The organism is Halomicrobium katesii DSM 19301 (assembly GCF_000379085.1).
GTDB classification, from domain to species: domain Archaea; phylum Halobacteriota; class Halobacteria; order Halobacteriales; family Haloarculaceae; genus Halomicrobium; species Halomicrobium katesii.
In genome coordinates this window covers 2638985-2660969 of sequence record NZ_KB905378.1, presented here as the reverse complement: position 1 = coordinate 2660969, position 21985 = coordinate 2638985, and the positions used below count along the sequence as shown (strand labels likewise).

The window sequence follows — 21985 nt, the reverse complement described above, 5'->3', positions numbered from 1 at the left end:
GCCGGCGTCACTCCTCGATGGAGTATCGATCGAACAGCGTCGAGAGCTGCTGAGAGCGCATGGACAGCATCTTGACGTTGACGTACATCTCGCCGAGCGCGAGGTTCTGCTCTTCGGCGACGGCGGCGACGTGTTCGGCCTCTTCGACGTTCTCGCGGGACGTTTCGGCGGCGTCGTCGGCGATGGACGCGACCTCTTCCGAGCTGGCGGCCTGGTCGTCGGACGCGTCGCTGATCTCCTTGACGCCGCTGGAGGTCCGCTGGACGTGCTCCATGATCGACTCCAGCGATTCGAGGTTCTCCTCGACGGTCGCCCGTCCCTTCTCGACGGAGCCCTGCATCGCCTGGATCTCGTCGGCCGCCTGCTCGGTCTGGTCCTGAATCTCGTCCATCAGGCTCTCGATCTGGTTGGTCGCGTCTTTGGTCTGTTCGGCCAGGGACTTGACCTCGTCTGCGACGACGCCGAAGCCGTTGTTGTTCGCTCCCGAAGAGGCGTGTGCGGCCTCGATCGAGGCGTTCAGTGCGAGGATGTTGGTCTGCTCGGCGATGTCGTCGATGAGGTCGACGATCTGGCCGACCTCGTCCATCTGATCGTTGAGCTCCTCGATCGACTCGACCACGTCCTCCGTTCGCTCCGTGGTCTCGTCCATCGCTTCCCGGGCCTCGCGCCCGGACTCGATCCCCTCGACGGTGCGTTTTTCGGTCTTGTCGGCCATCTCTGCGACCTCGTTCGAGGAGGCCGCGATCTCCTCGATCGTGGCCGACATCTCGCCCATCTCGTCGCTGATCTGTGAGATCTGCTCGTGTTGTTCGTAGAACACGTCGGCGATCTCCTGGACCGACTCCGCGACGTTGCTGCTCGCGTCCTTGACCGCCTGCGTCGCCGCGGTGACCTGCTCGCTGGAGCCGGCCACGTCTCCGGCGAAGTCGCCGCCGGCGCGGATCGTCTGCTCGAAGGTCTCGGCCATCTCGTTGTACTCCGCCCCCAGCTCGTTCAGCGCGTCCGACGGCGTATCCGTCGCCATTCGCTGTCCGAGCCGCCCCTCGCTGGCGGCGTCGAGAATCTCGCAGCTGCGGGCGATGTAGTCGTCCAGTTCCTCGATCGTCGCGGCGTTCTGTGCGGCGACGCCGCCGTCGGGCGCAGCGGCCGCCTCGCCCGCGGTCTCTGGAAGCGAGGAGCGTGCCGTTTCGAGCTCGTCTCGGATCGACTGTAGCTCCGCTTCGAGCGTCGACCGGCGTGATTCGATCGTCTCCGCCTCGGCCCTGAGAGCCTCGACCTCGTCGGTCAGATCGTGCAGCCGTCCGGACAGTTGCCGGGCGGAGTAGACGCCGCCCCCGCCGGCAGCGACGATGCCAAGCACCGCCAGCGGGACGTACAGACCGCTCGGTGCGACGGCGGCGAGGAGTATCTGATACAGTGCGTGACAGAACTGTCCGCCGACGGCGAATGCGACACCCCGTTTCGAAGTGAGTTCGTTCATCATGGGTAACTCGTTTTCGAGAGGGTTCCCTCGGCCCGACACATGGTCTTGTGTCACATACATCGTCGGGTATAAAGTGATGTACGGTCCCATTTCAGGTGCTGATAATTCAGCTGGCTGTCGGCGTGGATAGTGGGGAAACTCGATGGAATATCTTTTTAGGGGTCAGTCGGAACGTTCGGACATGGGAAACGACATCGATTACGCGGATCTGCACGACCCGAACGCGGAGTACACGATGCGAGAGCTGTCCGCCGAGACGATGGGTGTCACCGCCAAACGCGGCGGCGGCCGCGACGTAGAGATCACGGACGTTCAGACGACGATGGTCGACGGCAACTTCCCGTGGACGCTCGTGCGTATCTACACCGACGCGGGCGTCGTCGGCACCGGTGAGGCCTACTGGGGAGCCGGCGTGCCGGAGCTCATCGAACGGATGAAGCCCTTCGTCGTCGGCGAAAACCCGCTGGATATCGACCGGCTCTACGAGCACCTCGTCCAGAAGATGTCCGGCGAGGGCTCCGTCGAGGGGATCACCGTGACCGCGATCGCCGGGATCGAGATCGCGCTGCACGACCTCGCCGGCAAGATCCTCGAAGTGCCCGCGTACCAGCTGCTGGGCGGGAAGTACCGCGACGAGGTGCGCGTCTACTGTGACTGTCACACCGAGGAAGAGGCAGACCCGGACGCCTGTGCCGACGAGGCCCGCCGCGTCGTCGACGAACTCGGGTACGACGCCCTGAAGTTCGACCTCGACGTGCCCAGCGGCCTGGAGAAAGACCGCGCCAACCGCCACCTCCGGCCGGGCGAGATCCGCCACAAGGCCGAGATCGTCGAGAAGGTCACCGAGGAAGTCAAAGACGAGGCCGACGTGGCCTTCGACTGCCACTGGACGTTCTCCGGTGGCTCCGGCAAGCGACTGGCCGACGCCATCGAGGAGCACGACGTGTGGTGGCTCGAAGACCCCGTCCCGCCGGAGAACCTCGAAGTCCAGGAAGAGGTCACCAAGTCCACGAAGACGCCGATCACCGTCGGTGAGAACCGCTATCGAGTCACCGAGGAACGCCGCCTGATCGAGAACCAGGCCGTCGACATCATCGCGCCCGACCTCCCGAAGGTCGGCGGCATGCGCGAGACCCAGAAGATCGCCGACGCGGCCAACCAGTACTACATCCCCGTCGCGATGCACAACGTCTCCTCGCCGATCGCGACGATGGCGAGCGCCCACGTGGGCACCGCCATCCCGAGTTCCCTGGCCGTCGAGTACCACAGCTACGAACTCGGCTGGTGGGAGGAGCTGGTCGAGGAGTCCGTCATCGAGAACGGCTACATCGAGATCCCCGAAGAGCCCGGCCTCGGCCTCACGCTGGACATGGACGCCGTCGAGGAACACATGGTCGACGGCGAGACGCTGTTCGACGAGGCGTAACGAAGTGGAGCTTCGTCGTGCTGGATAGACGAACGGAGTGAGTCTATCGGTGTTCGATCCGGCTGATACGGTCGTGCATTAGTTTTTACTGGTAATTAACGACAGAGATACTTCCAGATATTCGGTTCATCAACAGTTGGAAGGCCTCGCTGGATTTGCTGTTTTAGCGTCGAAAGATCTGGGATGAGTCGATGCTTGAACCACTCGTTGAGACGATCCCAGCATCCTTCGACTGGATTGAGCTCCGGTAATTTTGGTGGGAAGTACCAGATATCGAGGTCGGTTTCCTTTTCCCCGCGCACGCACGCGACCGAACTGTCTCCGACAGTTTCGGTCGCGCGTTCACCGCTAACGTGTTCCCAGAGATCTCTGTTGTAGAAGTATCCAGCACGGTCGAGAAACACCACTAACTCCTCACCGAACCGCTCTTGGAGTGCACCGAGCAACCAGATCCCTTGTTTTGATGTGAGATTCTCCTCAGTCCAACAATAGAAGCTGTCACCGTCGTCGGTGACAGCGCCGAGCACGGTCACCTTATCCCAAGAGTTCGATGTCTCTATCGTTGGATTTGAGCCGATTGGGTACCAGCCACGTCGTTGCACTGTGCCGACGCGCTTGGTGAACTGATCGACGACAACAACGGTTTTGTTGGTCAGTTTCGGCCGTTTTTTTCGACTGTTTGTTGAAATTCGGCTTCTTGTTCTGGATCAGCCTCGTGATTTCGCGGCCGTGCTGTCCGGCAGGACAGCCCGGCCTTTCCCAGGAGTTTCCGAGCGTGGCCTTCGCTGTATTCGACTCCGTACTCTTGTTTGACATGGTGAAGGAGCAGTTTCGGCGACCACGCTTGTTGCTCGTAGCCGAGTTCTGTCGGCGATTGTTGGAGCCGCTCGAAGAACTGTTTGCGTTCGTGTTTGTCGAGCTTCGAGGGGCGGCCTGGTCTGGATTCGTCGTAGGGAGCTTGCTCGATCGGTTCTTCAGTGAACCGATCGAGCCAGTTGCGGATCGTCTTCTCCACGACACCATGTCGTTCAGCTAGTGTCTCGTGTTCATCGCCCTGCTTTCGGCCGATTGCAGCAAGAACACGTTCTCGAGGAACCTCACCCTCTGTTTGTTCACGGAGCTCCTGAAGCTCTTCCAGAGTGATATCGTCTAACCGTCCCATTACCGCAAATTGAGTCTACACTGGCAAATACTTTCGCACGACTGTATCAGTCGTCTTCGGCGGCCCCCGAACCGTCCTCCACGTCGATGGGGTCTTCGATGTCGCCCGTGATCGACTCCAGCAGGTCGGTGACGGTCACCATGCCGACGACCTCGCCGTTTTCGATGACCAGCGCGAGTTCCTGGTTCTCGGCCTGGAACTGGTCGATTGCGTCGCTGACATCCACGTCCGGCGAGAGAGTCACCGGCGGGGCTGCGAGCGCTTCGAAGTCGACGATACCCTCGGCCAGATCGTCGCGGTGGCGTGCGAAGACCGGGAAGTAGAGGATGCCACGGAAGTCGGTCAGCTCCCCGCCGACCAGCGGGTACCGGGTGTGGGGCTGTTCGGCCATCCGACGGAAGTTCTCCGCCGGGTCGACCGCCGTCGACAGCGCGACGATCTCGTCGGTCGAGACCATCACGTCGCGAACGGGCTGTTCGCCGATCTGGAGGGCGTTCATCACCTCGGTGCGACGCTCCTCGCTGAGGTCTCCCTCCTCCAGGACCGACCCGAGTTCGTTTCGGAGATCCGCCCGCGACTCGATGACGTCTTGCTCGGTTTCGAGCCACGCGCCGGTCATCTCGACACCGAACAGCTTCAGCGTCCACTTGGCGACCCGGTCGCCGACCGAGATCAGCGGCGAAATCAGGTGATTGAACCAGTACAGCGGCGTCGCACCGTAGCGACACACCATCCGGGACCGCTCGACCCCGAGGTACGTCGGCGTCTGCTCGCCGTGGGTCAGGTGGAGGAGGTTGATGATCAGGAACGCGAGGATGGCACCCGAGCCGACCGTCGCGAGCACGGTGTTCTCGAACAGCGGTTCGAACAGCGCTGCCAGCGCCGGCTCGGCGACGATCCCGACGGCGATGCTCGACGCGGTAATCCCGACCTGACAGGTGGTGAGATAGATTTCGAGGTTCTGGGTCATCTCCCACGCCCGTTCGAGCGCGGTGTCGCCGTCGCCGACGAACTCGGACTCGGTGAACTGACGGGCACGCGTCAGCGCGAACTCGATCGCAACGAAGAACCCGTTCGCGAGTATCAGTGCGACACCAGCGACCAGTCTGACGCCGATCTCCGGAGGGTTCATCACTGGACTCCTTCTGATCGACGCCTGTTATATCTCGTGGCTCGGTGGCACCACAAAGCGTTTGTTTCGGCACTCCCCAGCTTGTGTCGTGCAATTGTTGTGTCGGCTGCGGGACCGTCTCGCCGGACGACTTCCGGCCGGGCCCGTGCTCGTCGCAATGGGGCTGGTGTGGTTCGCGGGCGCACTCTGGAACTTTCAGCGCGAGATAGCCTCCCTCGATGGTGCCGCGTTACCGGTCGCGACGTTCGTGTTGACCGGCGGCCTCTCGGCCGGCGTCGTCTTCGTCGGCTACCGACTCACCCAGAGCCCGTTCGCTCCCGACGAGCGGTGGTCGATCGTCGGCTGGACGGCGGGCGGACTGCTCGTTACGGTGTCGCTGCACGCCGCGACTCTGAGTATTCGCGCCGCGGAGGGACGCCCGATCGGCGAGCCGCAGTTTCCGCTCCTCGTCGCCGGTGGCGTGGGCGCGCTCGCGGGGTACGGCATCGGTGAGTTGCTGGTCGACGTGCGCCGGACGGCCGCCCAGGCGCAACAGGCCCGTGACGGGACGGCGTTCGCGAACAGCCTCCTGCGTCACGACGTTCGCAACGCCCTGCAGGTCATCCTCGGACAGGTCGACGTGCTGACGACGATCGACGACGAGCGCGTCGGCGAGGCCACCAAACGCATCGAGAGCCAGGTCGAAGGGCTGTACGACCTCACGTCGAACGCCGAGGCCGTCACCGCCGTGCTGACGGGCGAGGCGACCCCGGAGCCGAGAAACGCAATCGAGGACATCGAGACGACCGTCGCCACCGTCACCGAGTCCTTTCCCGACGCCACCGTCGAGACGGCGCTCCACGACCGGCTGGTCGTTCGCGGGACCGACGCGCTCAGGCCCGTGTTCGGGAACATCCTCGACAACGCGGTCCAGCACACGGGCTCGAATCCGACCGTTCGGGTGACGACGGAGACCGCAGACGGCGTCGCACGCATCCGCTTCGCCGACGACGGACAGGGGATTCCCGAGGCCCAGCGCTCCCGGATCTTCGAACGCGGCGTCACGACCGACGGCGGGAGCAACGGGCTCGGGCTCCACGTCGTCTCGACGCTGGTCGAACGCTCTGACGGCTCGATCTACGTCGAAGACAGCGAGCTCGGCGGGGCGGCGTTCGTCGTCGAGTTGCCGATCGCGGAGTGAGACCGCTGGACGGGACCGCCCGCCCGAGACGGAAAACTCGCGAGCGACGGGTGTGTCACGGTCGGCGACCGATATCGGAGGGAAGCGTTTTGCCCGTCCAGAAACTGCAGGCGGACATGAGCGACCCCACGCTGACCGTCCTCCCGGGCGACGCCGACCTCGAACCCGCCTTCGACGTTCGCCGCGACGTGTTCGTCGACGAGCAGGGCGTCGCCGAGGCGATCGAGATCGACGGCAAAGACCCAGACGCGACCCACGTCCTCGCCGAGGTCAACGGCGTCCCGGTCGCCACCGCACGGCTGCGAGTGATCGACGACGGCGTCGGCAAGGTCGAGCGCGTCGCGGTCCGCGCCTCTCACCGGGAGTCCGGCGTCGGTCGCCGGGTCATGCATCGGATCGAGCAACTCGCGATCGAGAACGGTCTCGACCGCCTGGAACTACACTCTCAGACCCGTGTCGAAGGGTTCTACGAGCGACTGGGCTACGAGACGGTCAGCGGCGAGTTCGACGAAGCGGGCATTCCCCACGTCGAGATGCGAACGGAACTGTGAACGTGACCGTTCCCGAAGTCCGTCCGCGACTGGCTCCGTCGCTCACGGACTCGTTCGCGAAGCTCTCGGCTTCTCACGTTCGAAGCACGAGAAACGGGCCGGAAGGGATTTGCACCTCGCCCAGACGTGCTCACTCGCTTCGTTCGTTGTGCGCGACTGGTCTGGTTCAAATCCCTTGTGTCGTTTTCACTGCTCGCTATCGTTCGCAGCAAAACGGGCCGGAAGGGATTTGAACCTCGGTCAGAGCAACGCTCTTCCCTGCTTCAAATCCTTCCGCGAAGCTCTCGGCTTCTCACGTTCGAAGCACGAGAAACGGGCCGGAAGGGATTTGCACCTCGCCCAGACGTGCTCACTCACTTCGTTCGCTGTGCGCGACTGGTCTGGTTCAAATCTCTCGTGTCGTTTTCACTGCTCACTATCGTTCGCAGCAAAACGGGCCGGAAGGGATTTGAACCCTCGACCGACGGCTTAAGAGGCCGTCGCTCTGCCAGACTGAGCTACCGGCCCAGTGCATTCGAAGGTTGTCGGGGCAAGTAAAATAGGTTTCCTTTCGACGCCGCCGTGCAGGGGTTCCACATCCCGCCGCCACCGGAGACAGTTGATATAAGAGGCTTCGATCCGACTCGTATACACACAAATGAGCACAGCCAGCGGGATCACCATGGCCTCTATGTCGAAGTACGCTATTCTCGGGTGTGGGAGCGTGGGCCATGCCGTTGCGGAGGAACTGGTCGACGAGGGCAAGGACGTGCTGATCCTCGACCGCGACGAGGGACGGGTCGAGGCACTGCGCGATCAGGACCTCAACGCCCAGGTGGGCGACATCGCGGACGACGAGCTGAGCCAGACGCTGAGCGACAGAGACGTGGTGTTGATCCTCTCGTCCGACGTCGAAGCCAACGCCGCGGCGGTCAGGAACATTCGGGCCGACGGCGGCGAGCAGTTCATCGTCGCCCGGGCCGACGACCCGGTCTCGGCCGACGATCTCAGCGAGGTCGGGGCGGACGTGGTAATCAACCCGTCGACCGTGATCGCCGACTCGGCGATGCGGGCGCTCGAAACGGGCGAGCTGGAGTACAAGGCGAGCCAGCTCGCCGAGGTCATCGAGGACACCGACCAGCGGATGGCGGTCCTCATCCACCGCTCGCCGGATCCGGACTCGATCGCCAGCGCGGCGGCGCTGCGGACGATCGCCCAGAGTCTCGACGTGGAGGCGGACATCATCTACGAGGGCGAGATCGGCCACCAGGAGAACCGGGCGTTCGTCAATCTGCTCGGCATCGACCTGGTCTCGCGCGACGACGTCGACCTCGACGACTACGACACGTTCGCGCTCGTCGACACCGCGAAAGGCGGCGATCCGACGGTCGAACGGGTCGATCTCATCATCGATCACTACGAGCACGACCACGCGCACGACGCGACCTTCGAGGACATTCGACCCAACGTCTCCGCGACCTCGACGATCCTGACGAAGTACATCCAGGAACTGGAGCTGAGCCTCCAGCAGGAGGTCGCGACGGCGTTGCTCTACGGGATTCGGGCGGAGACGCTCGACTTCAAGCGCGATACCACGCCGGCCGATCTCACGGCGGCGGCGTACCTCTATCCGTTCGCCGACCACGACACGCTCGAACAGGTCGAGTCGCCGTCGATGTCCCCGGAGACGCTGGACGTGCTCGCGGAGGCGATCCGCAACCGCGAGGTCAAGGGGTCGCACCTGGTCTCGAACGCGGGGTTCATCCGCGACCGCGACGCCCTGTCACAGGCCGCCCAGCACCTCCTGAACCTCGAAGGGATCACGACGACGGCGGTGTTCGCGATCGCCGACGACACGATCTACCTGGCCGCACGTTCGAAGGACATCCGGATGAACATCGGCAAGGTGCTCGACGACGCGTTCGGCGAGATCGGCGACACCGCGGGCCACTCGACGGACGCCAGCGTCGAGATCCCGCTGGGCATCTTCACCGGCATCGAGACGAGCGAGGACAACCGCGACACGCTGCTGGCACTCACCGAAGAAGCGGTCCGGAGCAAACTGTTCGAAGGGATGGGCGTCGACAGCGAGAGTTCGAACGGGAACTGACGGTCGTCTGGTGGCGGTCGCCGCGTCGGCGCTAGGCGGTGACCTCGTCTTCTTCCTCTTCGTCGGCTGGTTCGTTGCTCGCCTGGAGTCGCTCGACGATGTCGTTGACCACGACGACGTCGCCGACGGCCTGGACCCAGCGATAGGGGACGATGACGCCGCGCGCCTGGTTCGCCTTCGCCGAGAACAGTTCGCGGTTCAGTTCGTGCAGCGCGAGTCCGGTCACGCTCTGGCGGTCGAGGTCGAGACGGATGTCCTCGACTTCACCGACGAAGACGCCGGTGTTCGTGTACACCTCGCGACCCACGAGCGTCGTGATTTCCTGGGGAACACTATCCCGATCCATATGGCTCCGGATGGTGGCCGGCACCTTAATTGTTGGTAGCTGTCTGACGCGGCGGCCACACGACCGGGCGTCGTCGGCCACTCGACCGGCCCCAGCGCTGCCGAACGCCTCACACTGCCGGCTGTCACTTTCAAGACATTCGGACCACCGGGTCGCGAAATTCGTCACAGACGTACGGCCGCAGTATCACTCACCGCGCGTCGACGACGCGGTCGGCGCTGTGCGCGAAGCTGTCGGCCAACTGGTCGTCGAGCGCGTCGCCGGTGATCGTGTAGACGCCCCGGAGGGTCCGGTCGCGGGCCGCCGTGGTGACGTGATCGAAGAAGCGACACACCCGGTCCTGGTGGGCGTACATCGCCAGTACGTCGAGCGCGTCGAACAGGACCCAGCCGTGGCCGGCGTCGAGTGCGCCGAGCGCGCTCGTAAACCGCATACTGAGGCCGGTCAGGTCGTCCGGCACGACCGGCTCGCTCGTCCACAGCGGTCCGTCGTATTCTGGCTCGGAGCCGGTGACCGGCACCAGCCCGACCCTCTCGACGGCCAGCCCGCGCTCGCGAAGCCGGCGTTCGACGGTCGCCGGTGGCGTCGAGGAGACGAACACGACGTTGCCCGTGACGCCCCGCGGCAACAGCGAGAGCGACCGCTGCATCGACGGCATCGAGACCAGTACTTGCGTTCCGGGCTCGACGCGCAGACGTCGGTCGTCGAGTCCCTGTGTGTCGTTTTCGCTTCGCACGTCGTGTCACCACCGACCGCACCGCCGGCACAGGCACCTCGCCTGCGCCACCCCGAGGAGACCCAGTCCTCGTTCCTAACTCGAAGTCGGTACCGACGCTTAAATGCATTCCGCTCAGCGGGAGTCTGGCCCCCAACGATATCTGTTGTCCGAGCCGTACACTGGTGTATGCCGTCGACAGTCGTACATATGGCGGTCGCGGGCCTCATCGGAGCGGCGCTGCTCGGGACGGCGTTCGACCGACGGTCGGTGCTGATCCTCTTCGGGGCGATGATCGCCGCGGATCTGGACTCGTTCGTCGGTCTGGTCTCGGTCGTGGGCCACCGGAGGGCGTTTCACACGCTGCTGGTGCCGATCACGGCGGCTGTCGTCCTGCTGGTCGATCTCCGCCGAGGCGAGAGGTCGTGGCTGTGGCGGCGCTGGGGTCCCCGAGGCGTGCGCATCATGTGGGTGACGATCGTCGCGTACGCCGGCGCGGCGATCGGGCTGGATCTGTTCTCCGCCGGTGGGGCGAACCCGCTCTGGCCGCTCCACGACCAGTTCTACGTGATCGACGGGACGATAGAGCTCTCCAGTCGGCGGGGGGTCGTCCAGACGTTCGTCGATCTCGGCCCCGAACGGGCCGGCGACGCGAACCGTAGCGAGACGGTCGCTCGGGGCACGTCTCGGGATGTCAACGTGAGCACTGGCGTCGACCCGAACCCGGACGGCAGCGACACGGCCGAGCCGGTCGACCGCGTGTTCCCGGTCGTGCGGTCGGGGTGGCAACTCCTCCTGCTCGTCGTGGGAACGACTGTCACCGCCGCGCGGTTCTACGTCGACCAGGCGGTGCCAGCGGAGTGACTACTCGGGGTCCGGGACGGCGGCCGGCGTGTCGGGGACGCGATCGACGCCGTCGACGAGGTCGCGCGCGCTGGCGGTGTCTTTCAGCCCGGTCCCGGTGACGACGAGCGTGGCGCTGTCTCCTGGGGCGACGATCCCCGTATCGACCGCGGATTCGAGGCCAGCGAGCGTCGCGGCGCTCGCGGGCTCGGCGTAGATGCCCTCGGTCCGGCCCAGCGTGCGCTCGGCGTCAAGAATCTCCCGATCGGAGACGACGACGGTGGCTCCGCCGCTGTCTTCGAGCGCGCGACACGCCTTCTGTGCGTTGTGTGGGTGGCCCACGTCGATGCTGTCGGCCTGCGTCTCGCCGCCGGCCCGTGCCCGCTCGCCGGTAAAGCGGTCGTGGATGGCGGTTGCGCCCTCGGCCTGTACGCCCAGCAGGCGCGGACACTCCTCGACGATGCCCAGCTCCGCGAACTCGCGGAACCCCTTCCAGGTCGCCGCCAGCCCGCAGCCGTTGCCCATCGGATAGACGATCCAGTCGGGCACCGAGGCCCGGCTCTGCTCGGCCAGTTCGTGGCCGACGGTCCGGAGTCCCTCGACGGCGTAGGGGTTGACTGCGGCGCTGCAGTCGTACCACTCGCGGTTCGCTGCGACGCGGCGACACAGCGAGAAGGCGTCGTCGTAGTCGCCGTCGACGGCGTACACGTCGGCACCGTAGACGAGCGGCTGGACGGCCTTGCCCTCGGGCACGTCTGCCGGGACGAAGATACAGCAGTCCAGGCCCGTCCGGGCGGCGTACCCCGCCAGCGACGCCGCGGCGTTACCCGTCGACGCACAGGTCAGCACCGACTCGTCGCCGGCCAGTGCGCGACTCGTCAGGACGGCGCTGGCCCGGTCTTTGATCGATCCCGTTGGGTTGCCACGCTCGTCTTTGAGCCGGACGGTGACGCCGAGTTCCCGCGAGAGCGTCGGCGCGTCGAGCAGCGGCGTCCCGCCCGCGCCGAGATCGACCGCGTGGCCGTCCGTCGGCAACAGGAGCGCGTACTTCCAGAGGTCGTCGATCCCCTCTCCGACGCCGGCCGCGACCGCCTCGCGAGCACCGGACTGGTCGTACTGCACGTCGAGGATGCCGCCGACCCCGTCGTGGTCCGGACAGACGAGTCGCTCGTCTGCCGGGACGAACACACGGCCACAGTCGATGCATTCGAGTGCGATAGTGGGGTTCACGGTACCAGCGACGCTGAATCTGCGTTCGTGGTGTGGTTCCCTGCGACGCGTATATGCCTTCTGGGATTCGGCGGCCCCCGCCGCGTTCCGGACCGTTGATGTACCCCCTCGCACACGTCCCGGTATGGGTCTCGCAGTGCGACGACGACTCGGGGTCGCCGACACCGTGACGCTGGTCAACGCCGTGATCGGGTTCGCCGCCGCGGTCGTCGCCTACAGCGATCCGGCGCTGGCGGCGCGACTGATCCTGCTGGCCGCGATCGCCGACGCGCTCGACGGGATCGTCGCCCGCTTCGCCGGGAACACGGAGGTCGGGCCGCTGCTGGATTCGATCACCGACGTGGTCTCGTTCGGTGCGACGCCGGCACTGTTCGTCCACGGCGTCGCCCGCGAGGCCTACGGCCCGCTGGGCGAGACGGACACGCTGGTGCGCCTCGGACTCGTCGTCCTGGCGTCGTCGTTCGTCGTCTTCTCGGTCGTCCGAACCGCGTTCTACACGGTCTACGTCGACGAGGGCGAACAGCGGCCGGGCATCCAGAACACGCTGGCCGCGACGATTCTCGCGGCGGCCTATCTCGCCGGCGTCGCACCCGTACCGGTGTTGCTGGCCGGAACGGTCGTCCTCTCGGCGCTCATGATCGCGCCGGTGGGCTACCCCAAACTCCGCGCTCGGGACGCGCTGGTACTGGGACTCGTCCAGGCGGGCGCGATCGTCGATCCCGGCGCGTTCCAGCGGGTGTTCCCCCGCGTCCTGCTGGTCGCCGCCGTGGCGTACCTCGCGCTCGCACCCCGCTACTACTGGGGAGAGTGACGCCGTCGTTCGCACTGCGTCGGGCCGTCCGAGAGATCGATTCGAGGCGGTGATGGGGAAAGATTTTACCGTCGGACATCGAACAGACGAGTGATGTCGAAGAAAGCCGTACTTCTGGTTGCAGCAGTCGCCCTGGCCCTCGTCTACTTCGTCAAGAAGTAACTGACGGGTGTCCGAATCGCACGTCAACCGTCGTCCCATCCGGTCTCTGCTCCGACCGGCGGGCGTTCCTTTTCCGAAGTCACTTACCCGGTCCAGGTCGTACCAGCGGGCATGTACGGCGTCGTCACCAGGAACGAGGAGGAGCTGTCGTGGTCCGAGTTCGACCGCGGATTCTACGAGGTCAAAGACGTGACCGGCCGTGCGGCCGAGCCGGTCGCCGACGCCGTGAACATGGTGTCGTGTTTCGGCGACAACGCCGCCGAGGAGTCACCGGAGCTGCTACCGGTCGACGACGAGGGCAACGAGGCGACGCGCGACCGCCCGTACTTCGACTGGTCGTACGTCTGTCCCACCCACGACCGATATCGAGAGGGGCTGCTGGAGCTGATCGGGGACGCCGCCGCCGAGAGCGGGGATCTGCGTCTGGACGACGTGGGCTTTCCGCGCGACGAGTACTGCCACTGCGATCGCTGTGAGCGCCGCTTCGCAGAGAGCGAGTACGACGAGTGGACCGAGTGGCGCGACAGCGTCATCACGTCGTTCGTCGCCGACGCCCGCGAGCGCGTCCCCGGCGACCTGTATCTCACGCTCTACCCCGATCCGTACCCCGGGCACCTCTCGCGGCGGGCCGGGATCGACGTAGCGGCGCTCGAAGCCTACGTCGACGAGTTCGTCGTCCCCGTCTACGACATGGCCTACACGACGACCTACTGGCTCGAAATCCTCGCCCAGGGGTTCGTCGACCGGCTCTCGACGCCGTTCAGTCTCGAACTGTACGCCGTCGACGTGGAGATCGACGACCTCCTGAAAGCGGCGGAGGTCGCCAGCGAGTACGGAGAGAGCGTGCTCTTTGGCTACGACGCGAGCAACGCCCGGGCGACGCTCCGCCGGCTCGACGCCGACGAGCGCGACGGGAAGTCGTTCGGTCCGGACAGCTAGACGCGCGTCTCACGCCACTCGCGCAACTGCTCCCGGTCTCGCGTGTCCTCGGGCAACTCGTCGAACCACCCGGCGTCGGAGATCTCGCCGTCGGGGTCGTCGACGGTCACCTCCGTCTCCAGTGCGCGACCCTGGAACATCGGGAGGACGCCCCAGGTGTCGTACGCCTCACAGCGGAACTCGGCGCGTGCGAGGATCGCGAGCCCCTCGTCGGTCGCCTCGATGCCGGCCTCCTCGCGTAGTTCGCGGCTGGCGGCCTCGCGGAAAGACTCCGTTCCGTCGACCTGCCCGCCCGGCAGCACCCACATGTCCACGTCGTCGTGGCGGACGAGCAACAGCTCTCCGGCGTCGTTCGTGACGACGGTGTGGACCCCGTAGGGCAGTCCGTTGTCGCGGGTCCGTTCGGCGACGGTCTTGAACCGCGGTCGCGAGACAGTTCGGTGGCGCGAGAAGGTGATGTAGTCCTCGTAGTTCGAGGCGAACTGGTGGCGGGTCTGTTCGGCCTGCTGGCGGGCCTGGTCTGCCACGTACCACAGGTTGTCGACGGCCGTCATGCCCGTCTGTGACAGGGACGGCCGCGACAATCGCTCTCCGGTCCTGATCCACGTGTCCGAGTCCGGTCGGCCGCCGGCAGTGTCGACGGCGGGCACCGCGGGAACGGGTCCGTGGCCCGAGAGCGCCGCGAACGACGACGAGTGGCGAACGCGATCATGCCCGCCAATAGAGCGGGTACTGTCATAAGTGTTCGAGGGCGAAGAGAAAATCAGTCCCTTTTTGCGGGCCGGTCGACTACGGTGAGGTATGGCATTCGAAGAAGACGACACTGTCGTGTTGCACGACAAGCACAGCGAGTACGACGGCGAGGAAGGGACGATCACCCAGGTCGTCGAGACGATGTTCGGTGACGCCAACTACACGATCTCGTTCGAGGACGGTCAGGAGCAGGGTATCCCCGAGGACTCGCTCGAAGCGGTCGAGGAGTAGGCCGGGATGTCGTCGGTCCCGTTTCACTACGTCGACTTGCGGGCGTTCGCCTACGCGACCGAAGACGAAAAGCGGGTCGCGGAGGCGCTACAGACCTATCTCCCCGACGAGACCGAACTGGAGCGGGCCGAGTCGGAGGGCCACTACGGTGACCGAATCGCCGTCCTCTCGGCGCGGGTCGAGAACGCGGACGACATCCGGCACGTCCTCACGCAGGTCGCGGCGGTCGACGACCTCGAAACGGTGCTCGAAGAGCTGGACGACCGCGTCGACGACAACTGTTCGTTCTTCCTCACCTTCGACAAGCAGGCGGCGTTCGGGAACAGCGTCGAGCGAGGCGACGGGATCACGCTCCGCGCGAAGGTCGAAGCCTACCCCGCCAAACGCGAGACGGCCATCGAGAACGCCCAGGACGCCCTCTCGGAGCTGTGATGTACGCGGCCGTCCACGCCCGTCCGGACGGGCAGAGTACGGTCGCCAGGATGGCCCAGACGGCCAGCCGGTACGGCTACGACGGGATCGTCGTCAGGAACCACGGCGACTGTGCGGCGACGTTCGACGCCGAGGAGATCGCCGACGAGTACGACGTGGCCGTCGTCGAGGGAATCGAGGTCCGGGCGTCTGATCCGTCCCGCGCCAGCGGCCTCGTCGGGAACCACCGGTCGTCCAAGACCATCGTCGCGGTCCACGGAGATTCCGTCGCGATCAATCGCTTCGCCGTCGAGCAGCCCGCCGTCGACGTCCTCGCCCATCCGACGCGGGGCGACGGCGACGTGAACCACGTACTGGCGAAGGCCGCCGCCGACCACGGTGTTCGCCTCGAATTCTCGCTGCACGACGTGCTCCACGAGACCGGTGGGACGCGGGTCCGTCGCATCCAGTCGCTGCGGAAACTGCGCGAACTCGTCGAACACTACGACGTGCCCTACGTCGTCAGCGGGGACCCACACAGCCACCTCCAGCTCAGAGCGCCGCGGGACCTGATCGCGCTGGGCGAGACGATCGGTTTTTCGCCGGACCAGATCGAGACCGGACTCAGAGAGTGGGCCGAGCTGACCGAGCGGAACCGCCGTCGGCAGTCGGACGCGTTCGTCGAACCCGGTGTCTGGCTCGACGACGAGTGATCCGCCGGGCGTCGTCGGGATCTGTAGACGGCGACCGCCCGTCCCAACGGGGCCGTACGACAGCAACCGAATAGATCGACACGCCGCCAGCCCTCCCGTTCTCGAACGGCGACGCGGATTGATACAGAGTAGTTGCGGTGGATTTATGATGTATGGTTGTTTTCCTAACACTCATGGGGGAGACCGTAAAGTCGTTCGACGCGTACGTCCTCGCGGGCGTCGCAGCGGTGCTGGGTACAGGGTTCGTCGTCGGTGCGATGCTGGCGTTGCTGGGCGGTGCCGAGACGACGACAGCGATGGTACTGGGCGACTCGGTGCCGGTCGGGACGGCGGTCGGCGTCCTGCTGTTGTTGACCACGGGCGCGTTCGTTTCGGGCCAGCGCTGGGCTCGCTATCTCGGGTTCCTCGCGTTCGTCGCCGTCGTCCTCTTCGGGTTCCCGTCGCCGTCGAACCCGTCGGTGATCCCGGTGGTACACACGTCCCTGTCGGCGCTCGCGGCCGTGTCCCTCCTCTTCCGGAATCCGATCTCGAAGGCGGAGCGCTCGCAGGTCGACGAGTCCACGAGCGCGAGCAAAGTCGGCTCGACGATCCGGTGACGGCCGGAGCGTCCTACGGGGCGGGATTTCGACAGTGTATTTGGGCCCGCCGACCAACGACGCCCATGAAACGATCGATCGACGAACACGCCGACCGATTCTCCGACCACGCCGCCGACTACGACGAGAGCCAGGACTCCGAGGAGTACCGCGAGTGTGCCGACCTCGTCGTTCGCCACGCTGCCCCGGCGGCCGACGACGTGGTGCTCGACCTCGGCACCGGAACCGGTGCGATCGCGCTCCCGCTGGCGGACGCGGCAGCCGAAGTCGTCGGCCGCGACATCAGCGAGGGCATGCTCGAACAGGGCCGGACGAAGGCCACGGAGCGTGGCATCGACAACGTCTCCTTCGGCGAAGGGCGGTTCCGAGAACCCTCGGTCGACCGCGAGGTCGACGTGGTCACCTCGAACTTCGCGATGCACCACCTCGACGACGAGGCAAAGCGCGAGGCGATCGACGCCATCGCGGCGCTCGAACCGCGCCGGTTCGTCCTCGGTGACGTGATGTTCTTCGACGAGCCCGACCCGTCGATCCCCTTTTACGACCCGTCGGTCGACGACCCGGCCACCGTCGGCGTCCTCGCGGACGCGTTCACCGACGCCGGCTTCGCACTGACGGCCGTCGAGATGATCCACGGACAGGTGGGGGTCCTCGTCGGCGAGCGAGTGCCCGACGCCGAGGCCGTCGACCAGTCCTGACGGATGAAACACCTCCCCAAACACCTACAGCCCCGCTGGCGCTACCTCGGGGTCGAGATCGAGAGCTGGCCCGACGCCGACTTCGGCCGCAGAGCCCTCCAGCGGGAACTGTGGTACGCAGCCCAGAACCTCGTGGGCGACGCCGGCAGTGCCGACCTCGATCTCACCGTGCTCCGGTTCGCGTTCGAGGACGGCCTGGGGAGCGCGCTCGTCCGGACGCGGCGCGGTCGGACCGACAGCGCCCGTGCCGTGATCGCCTCGCTGTCGACGGTCGACGACGACCCGGTCGGCGTCCGGGTCCGTGGCACGAGCGGCACCGTCCGTGCGTGTGAGGAAAAATATATACGACGCGCATCGGAACCGTCCGAACAGAGACAGGTCGCGTTCGACGGCGACGAGCGGACCGCGGTCGTCCGCGACGGCCGTGTCGACGTTGCCACCGACGACGGATTTTCGGGCGCGACCGACCTCGATCTCCAGTAACTATGCAGGGACAAAACCAACAGCAGGCCTACGACCGCGGCAGCACCATCTTCTCGCCCGACGGGCGACTCTACCAGGTCGAGTACGCGCGCGAAGCAGTCAAGCGCGGCACCGCGAGCATCGGCGTCAGGACCGGTGGTGGCGTCGTGCTCGCCGTCGACAAGCAGACCCGGTCACCGCTCATGGAGCGGTCGTCGGTCGAGAAGATCCACACGGCCGACGACCACATCGGGATCGCCAGCGCCGGCCACGTCGCAGACGCCCGCCAACTGATCGATCTCGCCCGGCGACGGGCCCAGATCAACCGACTCCGCTACGAGGAACGGATCGGCGTCGAGACGCTGACCAAAGAGATCACCGACCACATCCAGCGATACACGCAGGTCGGGGGCGCGCGTCCGTTCGGCGTCGCGCTGATCATCGCCGGGGTCGTCGACGGCGAACCCAGGCTGTACGAGACCGATCCCTCCGGAACGCCCTACGAGTGGAAGGCCCTCGCCGTCGGTGCCGACAGGGCCGATACGCGGGCCTACCTCGAAGAACACTACTCGGAGACGCTGGCCCTCGACGGCGCGATCGGGCTCGCTCTCGAAACACTGGGCTCGGTCAACGACGACGCGCTCGCGCCGGAGGCGGTCGGTCTCGCGACGGTCGACGCCGAGACCGAACAGTTCCGCACGCTCTCGGACGAGGAGACGGAGACACACCTCGCCGAGCGAGACCTCCTCGCAGACGACGAGGACCGCGAAGAGTAACCCACCCTTTCGTCCGCTGTCGGTTTTCGATGCCGTCGTGGAAAGGTCTTTGAACCGGGCCCCAGTAGCGTCGGGTATGATATCACTTGACGAAGCAGTGACGGCGAGACTCGAATCCCACGGCCAGCGATTCGAAGTGCTCGTCGACCCCGACGCCGCGCTGGCGATCAAACGCGACGAGTTCGACGGGGAACTCGAAGACGTCATCGCCGCCGAGGACGTGTTCGAGGACGCCTCGCGCGGCGACCGACCGCCGGAGGAGTCCCTGACTGAGGTGTTCGACACGACGGAGCCACTGGGGATCATCCCGGAGGTGATCAAACAGGGGGAGATCCAGATCACGGCCGATCAGCGCCGCGAGATGCAAGCACAGAAACACCGCCAGCTGATCCAGCAGATCACACGCAACGCGGTCAACCCCCAGATGGACGACGCACCGCATCCGCCCGACCGCATCGAGTCGGCCCTCGAAGAGACGGACTTCAGGGTCGATCCGATGGAGCCCGTCGACAATCAGGTCGACGACGCGCTGGACGCGCTCCGGCCCGTGATCCCGATCCGGTTCGACGAGGTGACCGTCGCGGTCCAGGTCCCCGCGGACTACGCCGGTGCCGCCCAGTCTCGCATCCGGCAGTTCGGCGACCTCGAACGCGAAGAGTGGCAGGCAGACGGCTCCTGGATCGGCGTCATCACCTTCCCCGCCGGGATGCAAAACGAGTTCTACGACGTGGTCAACGAGCACACGAGCGGCGAGGCCGAGACCCAGATCGTCAAGGACGAAGACGAGATCTCGATCCGGTGAGCGACGCGAGCGACCCCGTGGTCGCACCGACAGCGACGCCAGGCAGCGAGTAACCCGGCGCTCTCGGACGCGTGTTGGGTCGGACCGCGATTGTCCGGCTGCGACGAGAACGGTTCGTACTGGCGCTATCCCTTCCGGAAGCCGACGAGGAAGCCACCGGTGAAGCCGGCGCTCACGGGCAGAGCCGAGAGGAGGCTCATGACCCATCCGGGCGGCTGTGCGCCCGCCGTCTCACCGGCCGCCGACGAGACGTTGCCCGCGGTGCCGCTGATGGCGCTCCAGTTCACTTCGAGGATGCCACGCGTCTCCAGGAACTTGAACAGCGCCAGCTCGATACCGACGAGGATCGCGATGAGCTTCGCGACCTTCTTGGCCGCGAAGCCGATGACCCCCCCGATCACGGCACCGCCGCCGGCTTCGAGGCCGACCTGCTGGAGGCCGGGAAGCTCTAGTTGTAACGGTAAGTCTATCATATCCGTACTCTCACCGTGATCCGTTAAGGGTCTTGTGCCCTCCGGATCGGCGGTGTTCAGATAAGAAATCAGGATCAGAAACTCGAAGCACCGAAAACCCTCGTCGCGCTCCGGCATTCTGTGACGGATATCTTCACTTCGTTCAGATAGTGCCGCCACAGAATGCTGGACCACGACTCGCCCTTTCATCCGCCAGGAGAGCACGCTCTCCTGAGCCTGTGCTCACCCTGTTCGCACAGACGCCAGGATTCGGCCGTTGAACCGTCTAGACCCTGGTGGATGAAAGGGCGAGCGCTGCGTGACGGCCTCGCCGTCACGTTATAGCCGGCCGGTCGAACCGGCCGGCCCTTGCGGGAACCCCGACGAAGGTGAGCCGAACGAAGAGAGGCGAACGTCGAGAGAGCTTGCTCTCTCGGAACAAGCACCTACTGGAGCGCAGCGAGTCGCGGGACCGCAACTGCGCGAGGGCTTTCGGTGTCTCCACCACTACGCTGACAGTCGCTTATTTGAACACTACCTCCGGATCGACCAGCGAAACCGACGTAAGCAGTGGCTACTGATACCGCGGACGACGCTCAGAACGGCCAGAGCAGTCGACTGTCACCGATACCCGTCGCTGCCGACGGCGGATCGTGTGAGTACCCCGCAGACTAAATAATCGGGCGACGTAAGAAGCGACGAGTGACGGCTAGTACCACAGCGGAGCGAGCGGTCATCGCCAAGCGCGTCGACTCGGGCACTGCAGACACCGAGGAGATCACCGACCTCGCGAGAGCCGCCGGCTACGAGGCCGTCGGCGAGGTGACACAGAAACGGACGGAAGACCCCGCCTACCACCTCGGAGAGGGGAAGGTCGCGCGTCTCGCGAACGTCGTCGCCCGCGAGGGCGCGACGGCGGTGATCTTCGACAATGAGCTGGGCCCCTACCAGACGTACAACATCGGCAACGAGCTTCCCGACGGCGTCCAGGTCGTCGACCGCTTCCGGCTCATTCTGGAGATCTTCGGCCAGCGCGCCCAGACGCGCAAGGCACAGCTCCAGGTCGAACTGGCCGAACTGCGCTACGAGTTGCCCCGGGCCGAGGCGAAGGCCAGCCTCGCCAAGCGCGACGAGCGGCCCGGGTTCATGGGGCTGGGCGAGTACGACGAGAGCCGCGAAGAGGACATCAAAAAGCAAATCTCGCGGATACGCGACGAGCTGGCGTCTATCGAGGAGACCGAGCAACACCGACGCCAGCAGCGCCGCGAGTCCGGTTTCGACCTCGTCGCGCTGGCGGGCTACACGAACGCCGGCAAGTCGACGCTGTTACGCCGCGTGGCCGACGACGTCGACGTCGACGAGAACGAGGAGCTACACCCGGACCTCGATCCGACCGCCGAGAGCGAAGACCGGCTGTTCACGACCCTGGGGACGACGACTCGCCGTGCGGACATGGACCAGCGGGACGTGCTGGTGACCGACACCGTCGGCTTCATCTCGGATCTGCCCCACTGGCTCGTCGAGTCGTTCAAGTCGACGCTGGATGCCGTCTATCGCGCCGACCTGGTGTTGCTCGTCGTGGACGTGAGCGAACCCGTCGAGGAGATCCGAGAGAAGCTGGTCACGAGCCACGACACGCTGTACGAGCGCAACGAAGCGCCGATCGTCACCGTCCTCAACAAGACGGACACGGTCGACGACGCGGAGATAGAGCGCAAACGCGCTGCGCTCTCCGGCCTGGCTCCGAACCCCATCGCCGTCAGCGCGAAAGAGGGGGCAAACGTCGACGCGTTGCTCGACAGGATCCACGACGAACTGCCGGACTACGAGCGCGAGCGACTCGTCTTGCCGATGACCGACGAGACGATGAGCCTCGTCTCCTGGATCCACGACCACGCACACGTCGACAACGTCGACTACGGCGACCAGGTGATCGTCGAGTTCGAGGGCCGCCCGGCCGTCGTCGAGCAGTCGCGCGCCAAGGCCGGCGAACTCGTCGAAGCGTCGGCCTAGATCGCGAAC

25 protein-coding genes and 1 tRNA gene are annotated in these 21985 nt (G+C 65.6%); 16 read left to right on the top strand and 10 right to left on the bottom strand.

The features are described from left to right. Nucleotides 1-7: 7 nt before the first annotated feature. Complete coding sequence (locus HALKA_RS0114025; protein ID WP_245545397.1) at nucleotides 8-1480, bottom strand: methyl-accepting chemotaxis protein; 1473 nt, start codon at nucleotides 1478-1480, stop codon at nucleotides 8-10. Nucleotides 1481-1664: 184 nt separating this feature from the next. On the opposite strand from HALKA_RS0114025, the gene HALKA_RS0114020 reads away from it, so the two are divergent. Continuing rightward, entirely contained in the window at nucleotides 1665-2909 is a 1245-nt protein-coding gene (locus tag HALKA_RS0114020; protein ID WP_018258584.1) for a mandelate racemase/muconate lactonizing enzyme family protein, read from the top strand. A gap of 95 nt (nucleotides 2910-3004) precedes the next feature. Here HALKA_RS0114020 and HALKA_RS0114015 read toward each other — a convergent pair whose 3' ends face one another. From HALKA_RS0114015 to HALKA_RS0114000, 3 genes are read right to left on the bottom strand one after another with little or no spacing between them, the layout of a single operon-like run. After that, nucleotides 3005-3511, bottom strand: a complete 507-nt coding sequence (locus HALKA_RS0114015; protein ID WP_245545339.1) for a transposase — start codon at nucleotides 3509-3511, stop codon at nucleotides 3005-3007. Between the two features lie 50 nt (nucleotides 3512-3561). Further along, nucleotides 3562-4071 (bottom strand): helix-turn-helix domain-containing protein, encoded by a 510-nt coding sequence (locus HALKA_RS20440; protein ID WP_080505769.1) that lies wholly within the window; start codon nucleotides 4069-4071, stop codon nucleotides 3562-3564. Nucleotides 4072-4117: 46 nt separating this feature from the next. Beyond that, complete coding sequence (locus tag HALKA_RS0114000; RefSeq protein ID WP_018258583.1) at nucleotides 4118-5203, bottom strand: CNNM domain-containing protein; 1086 nt, start codon at nucleotides 5201-5203, stop codon at nucleotides 4118-4120. Nucleotides 5204-5348: 145 nt separating this feature from the next. On the opposite strand from HALKA_RS0114000, the gene HALKA_RS0113995 reads away from it, so the two are divergent. Further along, the gene (locus tag HALKA_RS0113995; protein WP_245545396.1) at nucleotides 5349-6383 is read left to right on the top strand and encodes a sensor histidine kinase; all 1035 of its coding nucleotides are present in this window, start codon (nucleotides 5349-5351) and stop codon (nucleotides 6381-6383) included. A 116-nt stretch (nucleotides 6384-6499) separates the two neighbouring features. Beyond that, the gene (locus HALKA_RS0113990; RefSeq protein ID WP_018258581.1) at nucleotides 6500-6934 is read left to right on the top strand and encodes a GNAT family N-acetyltransferase; all 435 of its coding nucleotides are present in this window, start codon (nucleotides 6500-6502) and stop codon (nucleotides 6932-6934) included. Nucleotides 6935-7367: 433 nt separating this feature from the next. Here HALKA_RS0113990 and HALKA_RS0113985 read toward each other — a convergent pair. Next, nucleotides 7368-7441: transfer RNA gene (locus HALKA_RS0113985), tRNA-Lys, on the bottom strand. Nucleotides 7442-7571: 130 nt separating this feature from the next. Between HALKA_RS0113985 and HALKA_RS0113980 the strand changes: the two genes are divergently transcribed. Next, nucleotides 7572-9023, top strand: coding sequence for a DHH family phosphoesterase (locus tag HALKA_RS0113980; protein ID WP_026190326.1), 1452 nt, complete (start codon nucleotides 7572-7574; stop codon nucleotides 9021-9023). Between the two features lie 31 nt (nucleotides 9024-9054). Here HALKA_RS0113980 and HALKA_RS0113975 read toward each other — a convergent pair whose 3' ends face one another. Both HALKA_RS0113975 and HALKA_RS0113970 read right to left on the bottom strand, forming a co-directional pair. Then, entirely contained in the window at nucleotides 9055-9369 is a 315-nt protein-coding gene (locus HALKA_RS0113975; protein ID WP_015763340.1) for a PRC-barrel domain-containing protein, read from the bottom strand. A gap of 190 nt (nucleotides 9370-9559) precedes the next feature. Further along, on the bottom strand, nucleotides 9560-10105 hold the full coding sequence (locus tag HALKA_RS0113970) for a DUF7504 family protein (RefSeq protein ID WP_018258579.1): 546 nt from the start codon (nucleotides 10103-10105) through the stop codon (nucleotides 9560-9562). A gap of 189 nt (nucleotides 10106-10294) precedes the next feature. Here HALKA_RS0113970 and HALKA_RS0113965 point away from each other — a divergent pair, with 189 nt between their 5' ends. Further along, on the top strand, nucleotides 10295-10948 hold the full coding sequence (locus tag HALKA_RS0113965; RefSeq protein ID WP_018258578.1) for a metal-dependent hydrolase: 654 nt from the start codon (nucleotides 10295-10297) through the stop codon (nucleotides 10946-10948). On the opposite strand, the gene thrC is transcribed toward HALKA_RS0113965, so the two are convergent. Next, the gene (gene thrC, locus HALKA_RS19575; RefSeq protein WP_080505823.1) at nucleotides 10949-12157 is read right to left on the bottom strand and encodes a threonine synthase; all 1209 of its coding nucleotides are present in this window, start codon (nucleotides 12155-12157) and stop codon (nucleotides 10949-10951) included. It lies immediately after the preceding gene. Between the two features lie 124 nt (nucleotides 12158-12281). On the opposite strand from thrC, the gene HALKA_RS0113955 reads away from it, so the two are divergent. Next, on the top strand, nucleotides 12282-12968 hold the full coding sequence (locus tag HALKA_RS0113955) for a protein sorting system archaetidylserine synthase (RefSeq protein ID WP_018258576.1): 687 nt from the start codon (nucleotides 12282-12284) through the stop codon (nucleotides 12966-12968). A 273-nt stretch (nucleotides 12969-13241) separates the two neighbouring features. Beyond that, the gene (locus tag HALKA_RS0113950) at nucleotides 13242-14069 is read left to right on the top strand and encodes a hypothetical protein (protein ID WP_018258575.1); all 828 of its coding nucleotides are present in this window, start codon (nucleotides 13242-13244) and stop codon (nucleotides 14067-14069) included. On the opposite strand, the gene HALKA_RS0113945 is transcribed toward HALKA_RS0113950, so the two are convergent. Beyond that, the gene (locus HALKA_RS0113945; RefSeq protein ID WP_018258574.1) at nucleotides 14066-14623 is read right to left on the bottom strand and encodes an NUDIX hydrolase; all 558 of its coding nucleotides are present in this window, start codon (nucleotides 14621-14623) and stop codon (nucleotides 14066-14068) included. The genes HALKA_RS0113950 and HALKA_RS0113945 overlap by 4 nt on opposite strands. Before the next feature lie 247 nt (nucleotides 14624-14870). Between HALKA_RS0113945 and HALKA_RS0113940 the strand changes: the two genes are divergently transcribed. From HALKA_RS0113940 to HALKA_RS0113905, 8 genes are all read left to right on the top strand, one after another. Continuing rightward, a complete protein-coding gene (locus tag HALKA_RS0113940) occupies nucleotides 14871-15053 on the top strand; it encodes a hypothetical protein (RefSeq protein WP_015763347.1) in 183 nt (60 codons plus the stop codon). Between the two features lie 6 nt (nucleotides 15054-15059). After that, nucleotides 15060-15485: an RNA-binding protein gene (locus tag HALKA_RS0113935; protein WP_018258573.1), complete on the top strand. Its 426-nt coding sequence runs from the start codon at nucleotides 15060-15062 to the stop codon at nucleotides 15483-15485. Continuing rightward, complete coding sequence (locus HALKA_RS0113930) at nucleotides 15485-16177, top strand: RNase P subunit p30 family protein (protein ID WP_018258572.1); 693 nt, start codon at nucleotides 15485-15487, stop codon at nucleotides 16175-16177. The genes HALKA_RS0113935 and HALKA_RS0113930 overlap by 1 nt, the downstream gene beginning before the upstream one ends. A gap of 173 nt (nucleotides 16178-16350) precedes the next feature. Continuing rightward, nucleotides 16351-16773 carry a hypothetical protein gene (locus HALKA_RS0113925; RefSeq protein WP_018258571.1) on the top strand — a complete coding sequence of 141 codons (423 nt, stop codon included), beginning with the start codon at nucleotides 16351-16353 and terminating at the stop codon, nucleotides 16771-16773. A gap of 65 nt (nucleotides 16774-16838) precedes the next feature. Further along, nucleotides 16839-17471, top strand: a complete 633-nt coding sequence (locus HALKA_RS0113920; protein WP_018258570.1) for a class I SAM-dependent methyltransferase — start codon at nucleotides 16839-16841, stop codon at nucleotides 17469-17471. 3 nt (nucleotides 17472-17474) lie between these two features. Beyond that, on the top strand, nucleotides 17475-17954 hold the full coding sequence (locus HALKA_RS0113915) for an Rpp14/Pop5 family protein (protein WP_018258569.1): 480 nt from the start codon (nucleotides 17475-17477) through the stop codon (nucleotides 17952-17954). A gap of 2 nt (nucleotides 17955-17956) precedes the next feature. After that, nucleotides 17957-18709 carry an archaeal proteasome endopeptidase complex subunit alpha gene (psmA, locus tag HALKA_RS0113910; RefSeq protein WP_018258568.1) on the top strand — a complete coding sequence of 251 codons (753 nt, stop codon included), beginning with the start codon at nucleotides 17957-17959 and terminating at the stop codon, nucleotides 18707-18709. A gap of 76 nt (nucleotides 18710-18785) precedes the next feature. After that, a complete protein-coding gene (locus tag HALKA_RS0113905; RefSeq protein WP_018258567.1) occupies nucleotides 18786-19511 on the top strand; it encodes a ribosome assembly factor SBDS in 726 nt (241 codons plus the stop codon). A 125-nt stretch (nucleotides 19512-19636) separates the two neighbouring features. On the opposite strand, the gene HALKA_RS0113900 is transcribed toward HALKA_RS0113905, so the two are convergent. Further along, nucleotides 19637-19984: an FUN14 domain-containing protein gene (locus HALKA_RS0113900; protein WP_044956702.1), complete on the bottom strand. Its 348-nt coding sequence runs from the start codon at nucleotides 19982-19984 to the stop codon at nucleotides 19637-19639. A 681-nt stretch (nucleotides 19985-20665) separates the two neighbouring features. Between HALKA_RS0113900 and hflX the strand changes: the two genes are divergently transcribed. After that, nucleotides 20666-21976 carry a GTPase HflX gene (gene hflX, locus HALKA_RS0113895; protein WP_018258565.1) on the top strand — a complete coding sequence of 437 codons (1311 nt, stop codon included), beginning with the start codon at nucleotides 20666-20668 and terminating at the stop codon, nucleotides 21974-21976. Nucleotides 21977-21985: the final 9 nt, after the last annotated feature.

Bases quoted from the DNA above. Each gene is read 5' to 3' on its own strand.
- HALKA_RS0113935 (WP_018258573.1), top strand. From the start codon at position 15,060: ATGTCGTCGGTCCCGTTTCACTACGTCGACTTGCGGGCGTTCGCCTAC.
- HALKA_RS0113940 (WP_015763347.1), top strand. From the start codon at position 14,871: ATGGCATTCGAAGAAGACGACACTGTCGTGTTGCACGACAAGCACAGC.
- HALKA_RS0113965 (WP_018258578.1), top strand. From the start codon at position 10,295: ATGGCGGTCGCGGGCCTCATCGGAGCGGCGCTGCTCGGGACGGCGTTC.
- psmA (WP_018258568.1), top strand. From the start codon at position 17,957: ATGCAGGGACAAAACCAACAGCAGGCCTACGACCGCGGCAGCACCATC.
- HALKA_RS0113950 (WP_018258575.1), top strand. From the start codon at position 13,242: ATGTACGGCGTCGTCACCAGGAACGAGGAGGAGCTGTCGTGGTCCGAG.
- HALKA_RS0113925 (WP_018258571.1), top strand. From the start codon at position 16,351: ATGGGGGAGACCGTAAAGTCGTTCGACGCGTACGTCCTCGCGGGCGTC.
- HALKA_RS0113990 (WP_018258581.1), top strand. From the start codon at position 6,500: ATGAGCGACCCCACGCTGACCGTCCTCCCGGGCGACGCCGACCTCGAA.
- HALKA_RS0113930 (WP_018258572.1), top strand. From the start codon at position 15,485: ATGTACGCGGCCGTCCACGCCCGTCCGGACGGGCAGAGTACGGTCGCC.
- HALKA_RS0114000 (WP_018258583.1), bottom strand. From the start codon at position 5,203: ATGAACCCTCCGGAGATCGGCGTCAGACTGGTCGCTGGTGTCGCACTG.
- HALKA_RS20440 (WP_080505769.1), bottom strand. From the start codon at position 4,071: ATGGGACGGTTAGACGATATCACTCTGGAAGAGCTTCAGGAGCTCCGT.
- HALKA_RS0113900 (WP_044956702.1), bottom strand. From the start codon at position 19,984: ATGATAGACTTACCGTTACAACTAGAGCTTCCCGGCCTCCAGCAGGTC.
- HALKA_RS0113975 (WP_015763340.1), bottom strand. From the start codon at position 9,369: ATGGATCGGGATAGTGTTCCCCAGGAAATCACGACGCTCGTGGGTCGC.
- HALKA_RS0113955 (WP_018258576.1), top strand. From the start codon at position 12,282: ATGGGTCTCGCAGTGCGACGACGACTCGGGGTCGCCGACACCGTGACG.
- HALKA_RS0113915 (WP_018258569.1), top strand. From the start codon at position 17,475: ATGAAACACCTCCCCAAACACCTACAGCCCCGCTGGCGCTACCTCGGG.
- HALKA_RS0114020 (WP_018258584.1), top strand. From the start codon at position 1,665: ATGGGAAACGACATCGATTACGCGGATCTGCACGACCCGAACGCGGAG.
- HALKA_RS0113945 (WP_018258574.1), bottom strand. From the start codon at position 14,623: ATGACGGCCGTCGACAACCTGTGGTACGTGGCAGACCAGGCCCGCCAG.
- HALKA_RS0114025 (WP_245545397.1), bottom strand. From the start codon at position 1,480: ATGAACGAACTCACTTCGAAACGGGGTGTCGCATTCGCCGTCGGCGGA.
- HALKA_RS0113920 (WP_018258570.1), top strand. From the start codon at position 16,839: ATGAAACGATCGATCGACGAACACGCCGACCGATTCTCCGACCACGCC.
- HALKA_RS0113905 (WP_018258567.1), top strand. From the start codon at position 18,786: ATGATATCACTTGACGAAGCAGTGACGGCGAGACTCGAATCCCACGGC.
- HALKA_RS0113980 (WP_026190326.1), top strand. From the start codon at position 7,572: ATGAGCACAGCCAGCGGGATCACCATGGCCTCTATGTCGAAGTACGCT.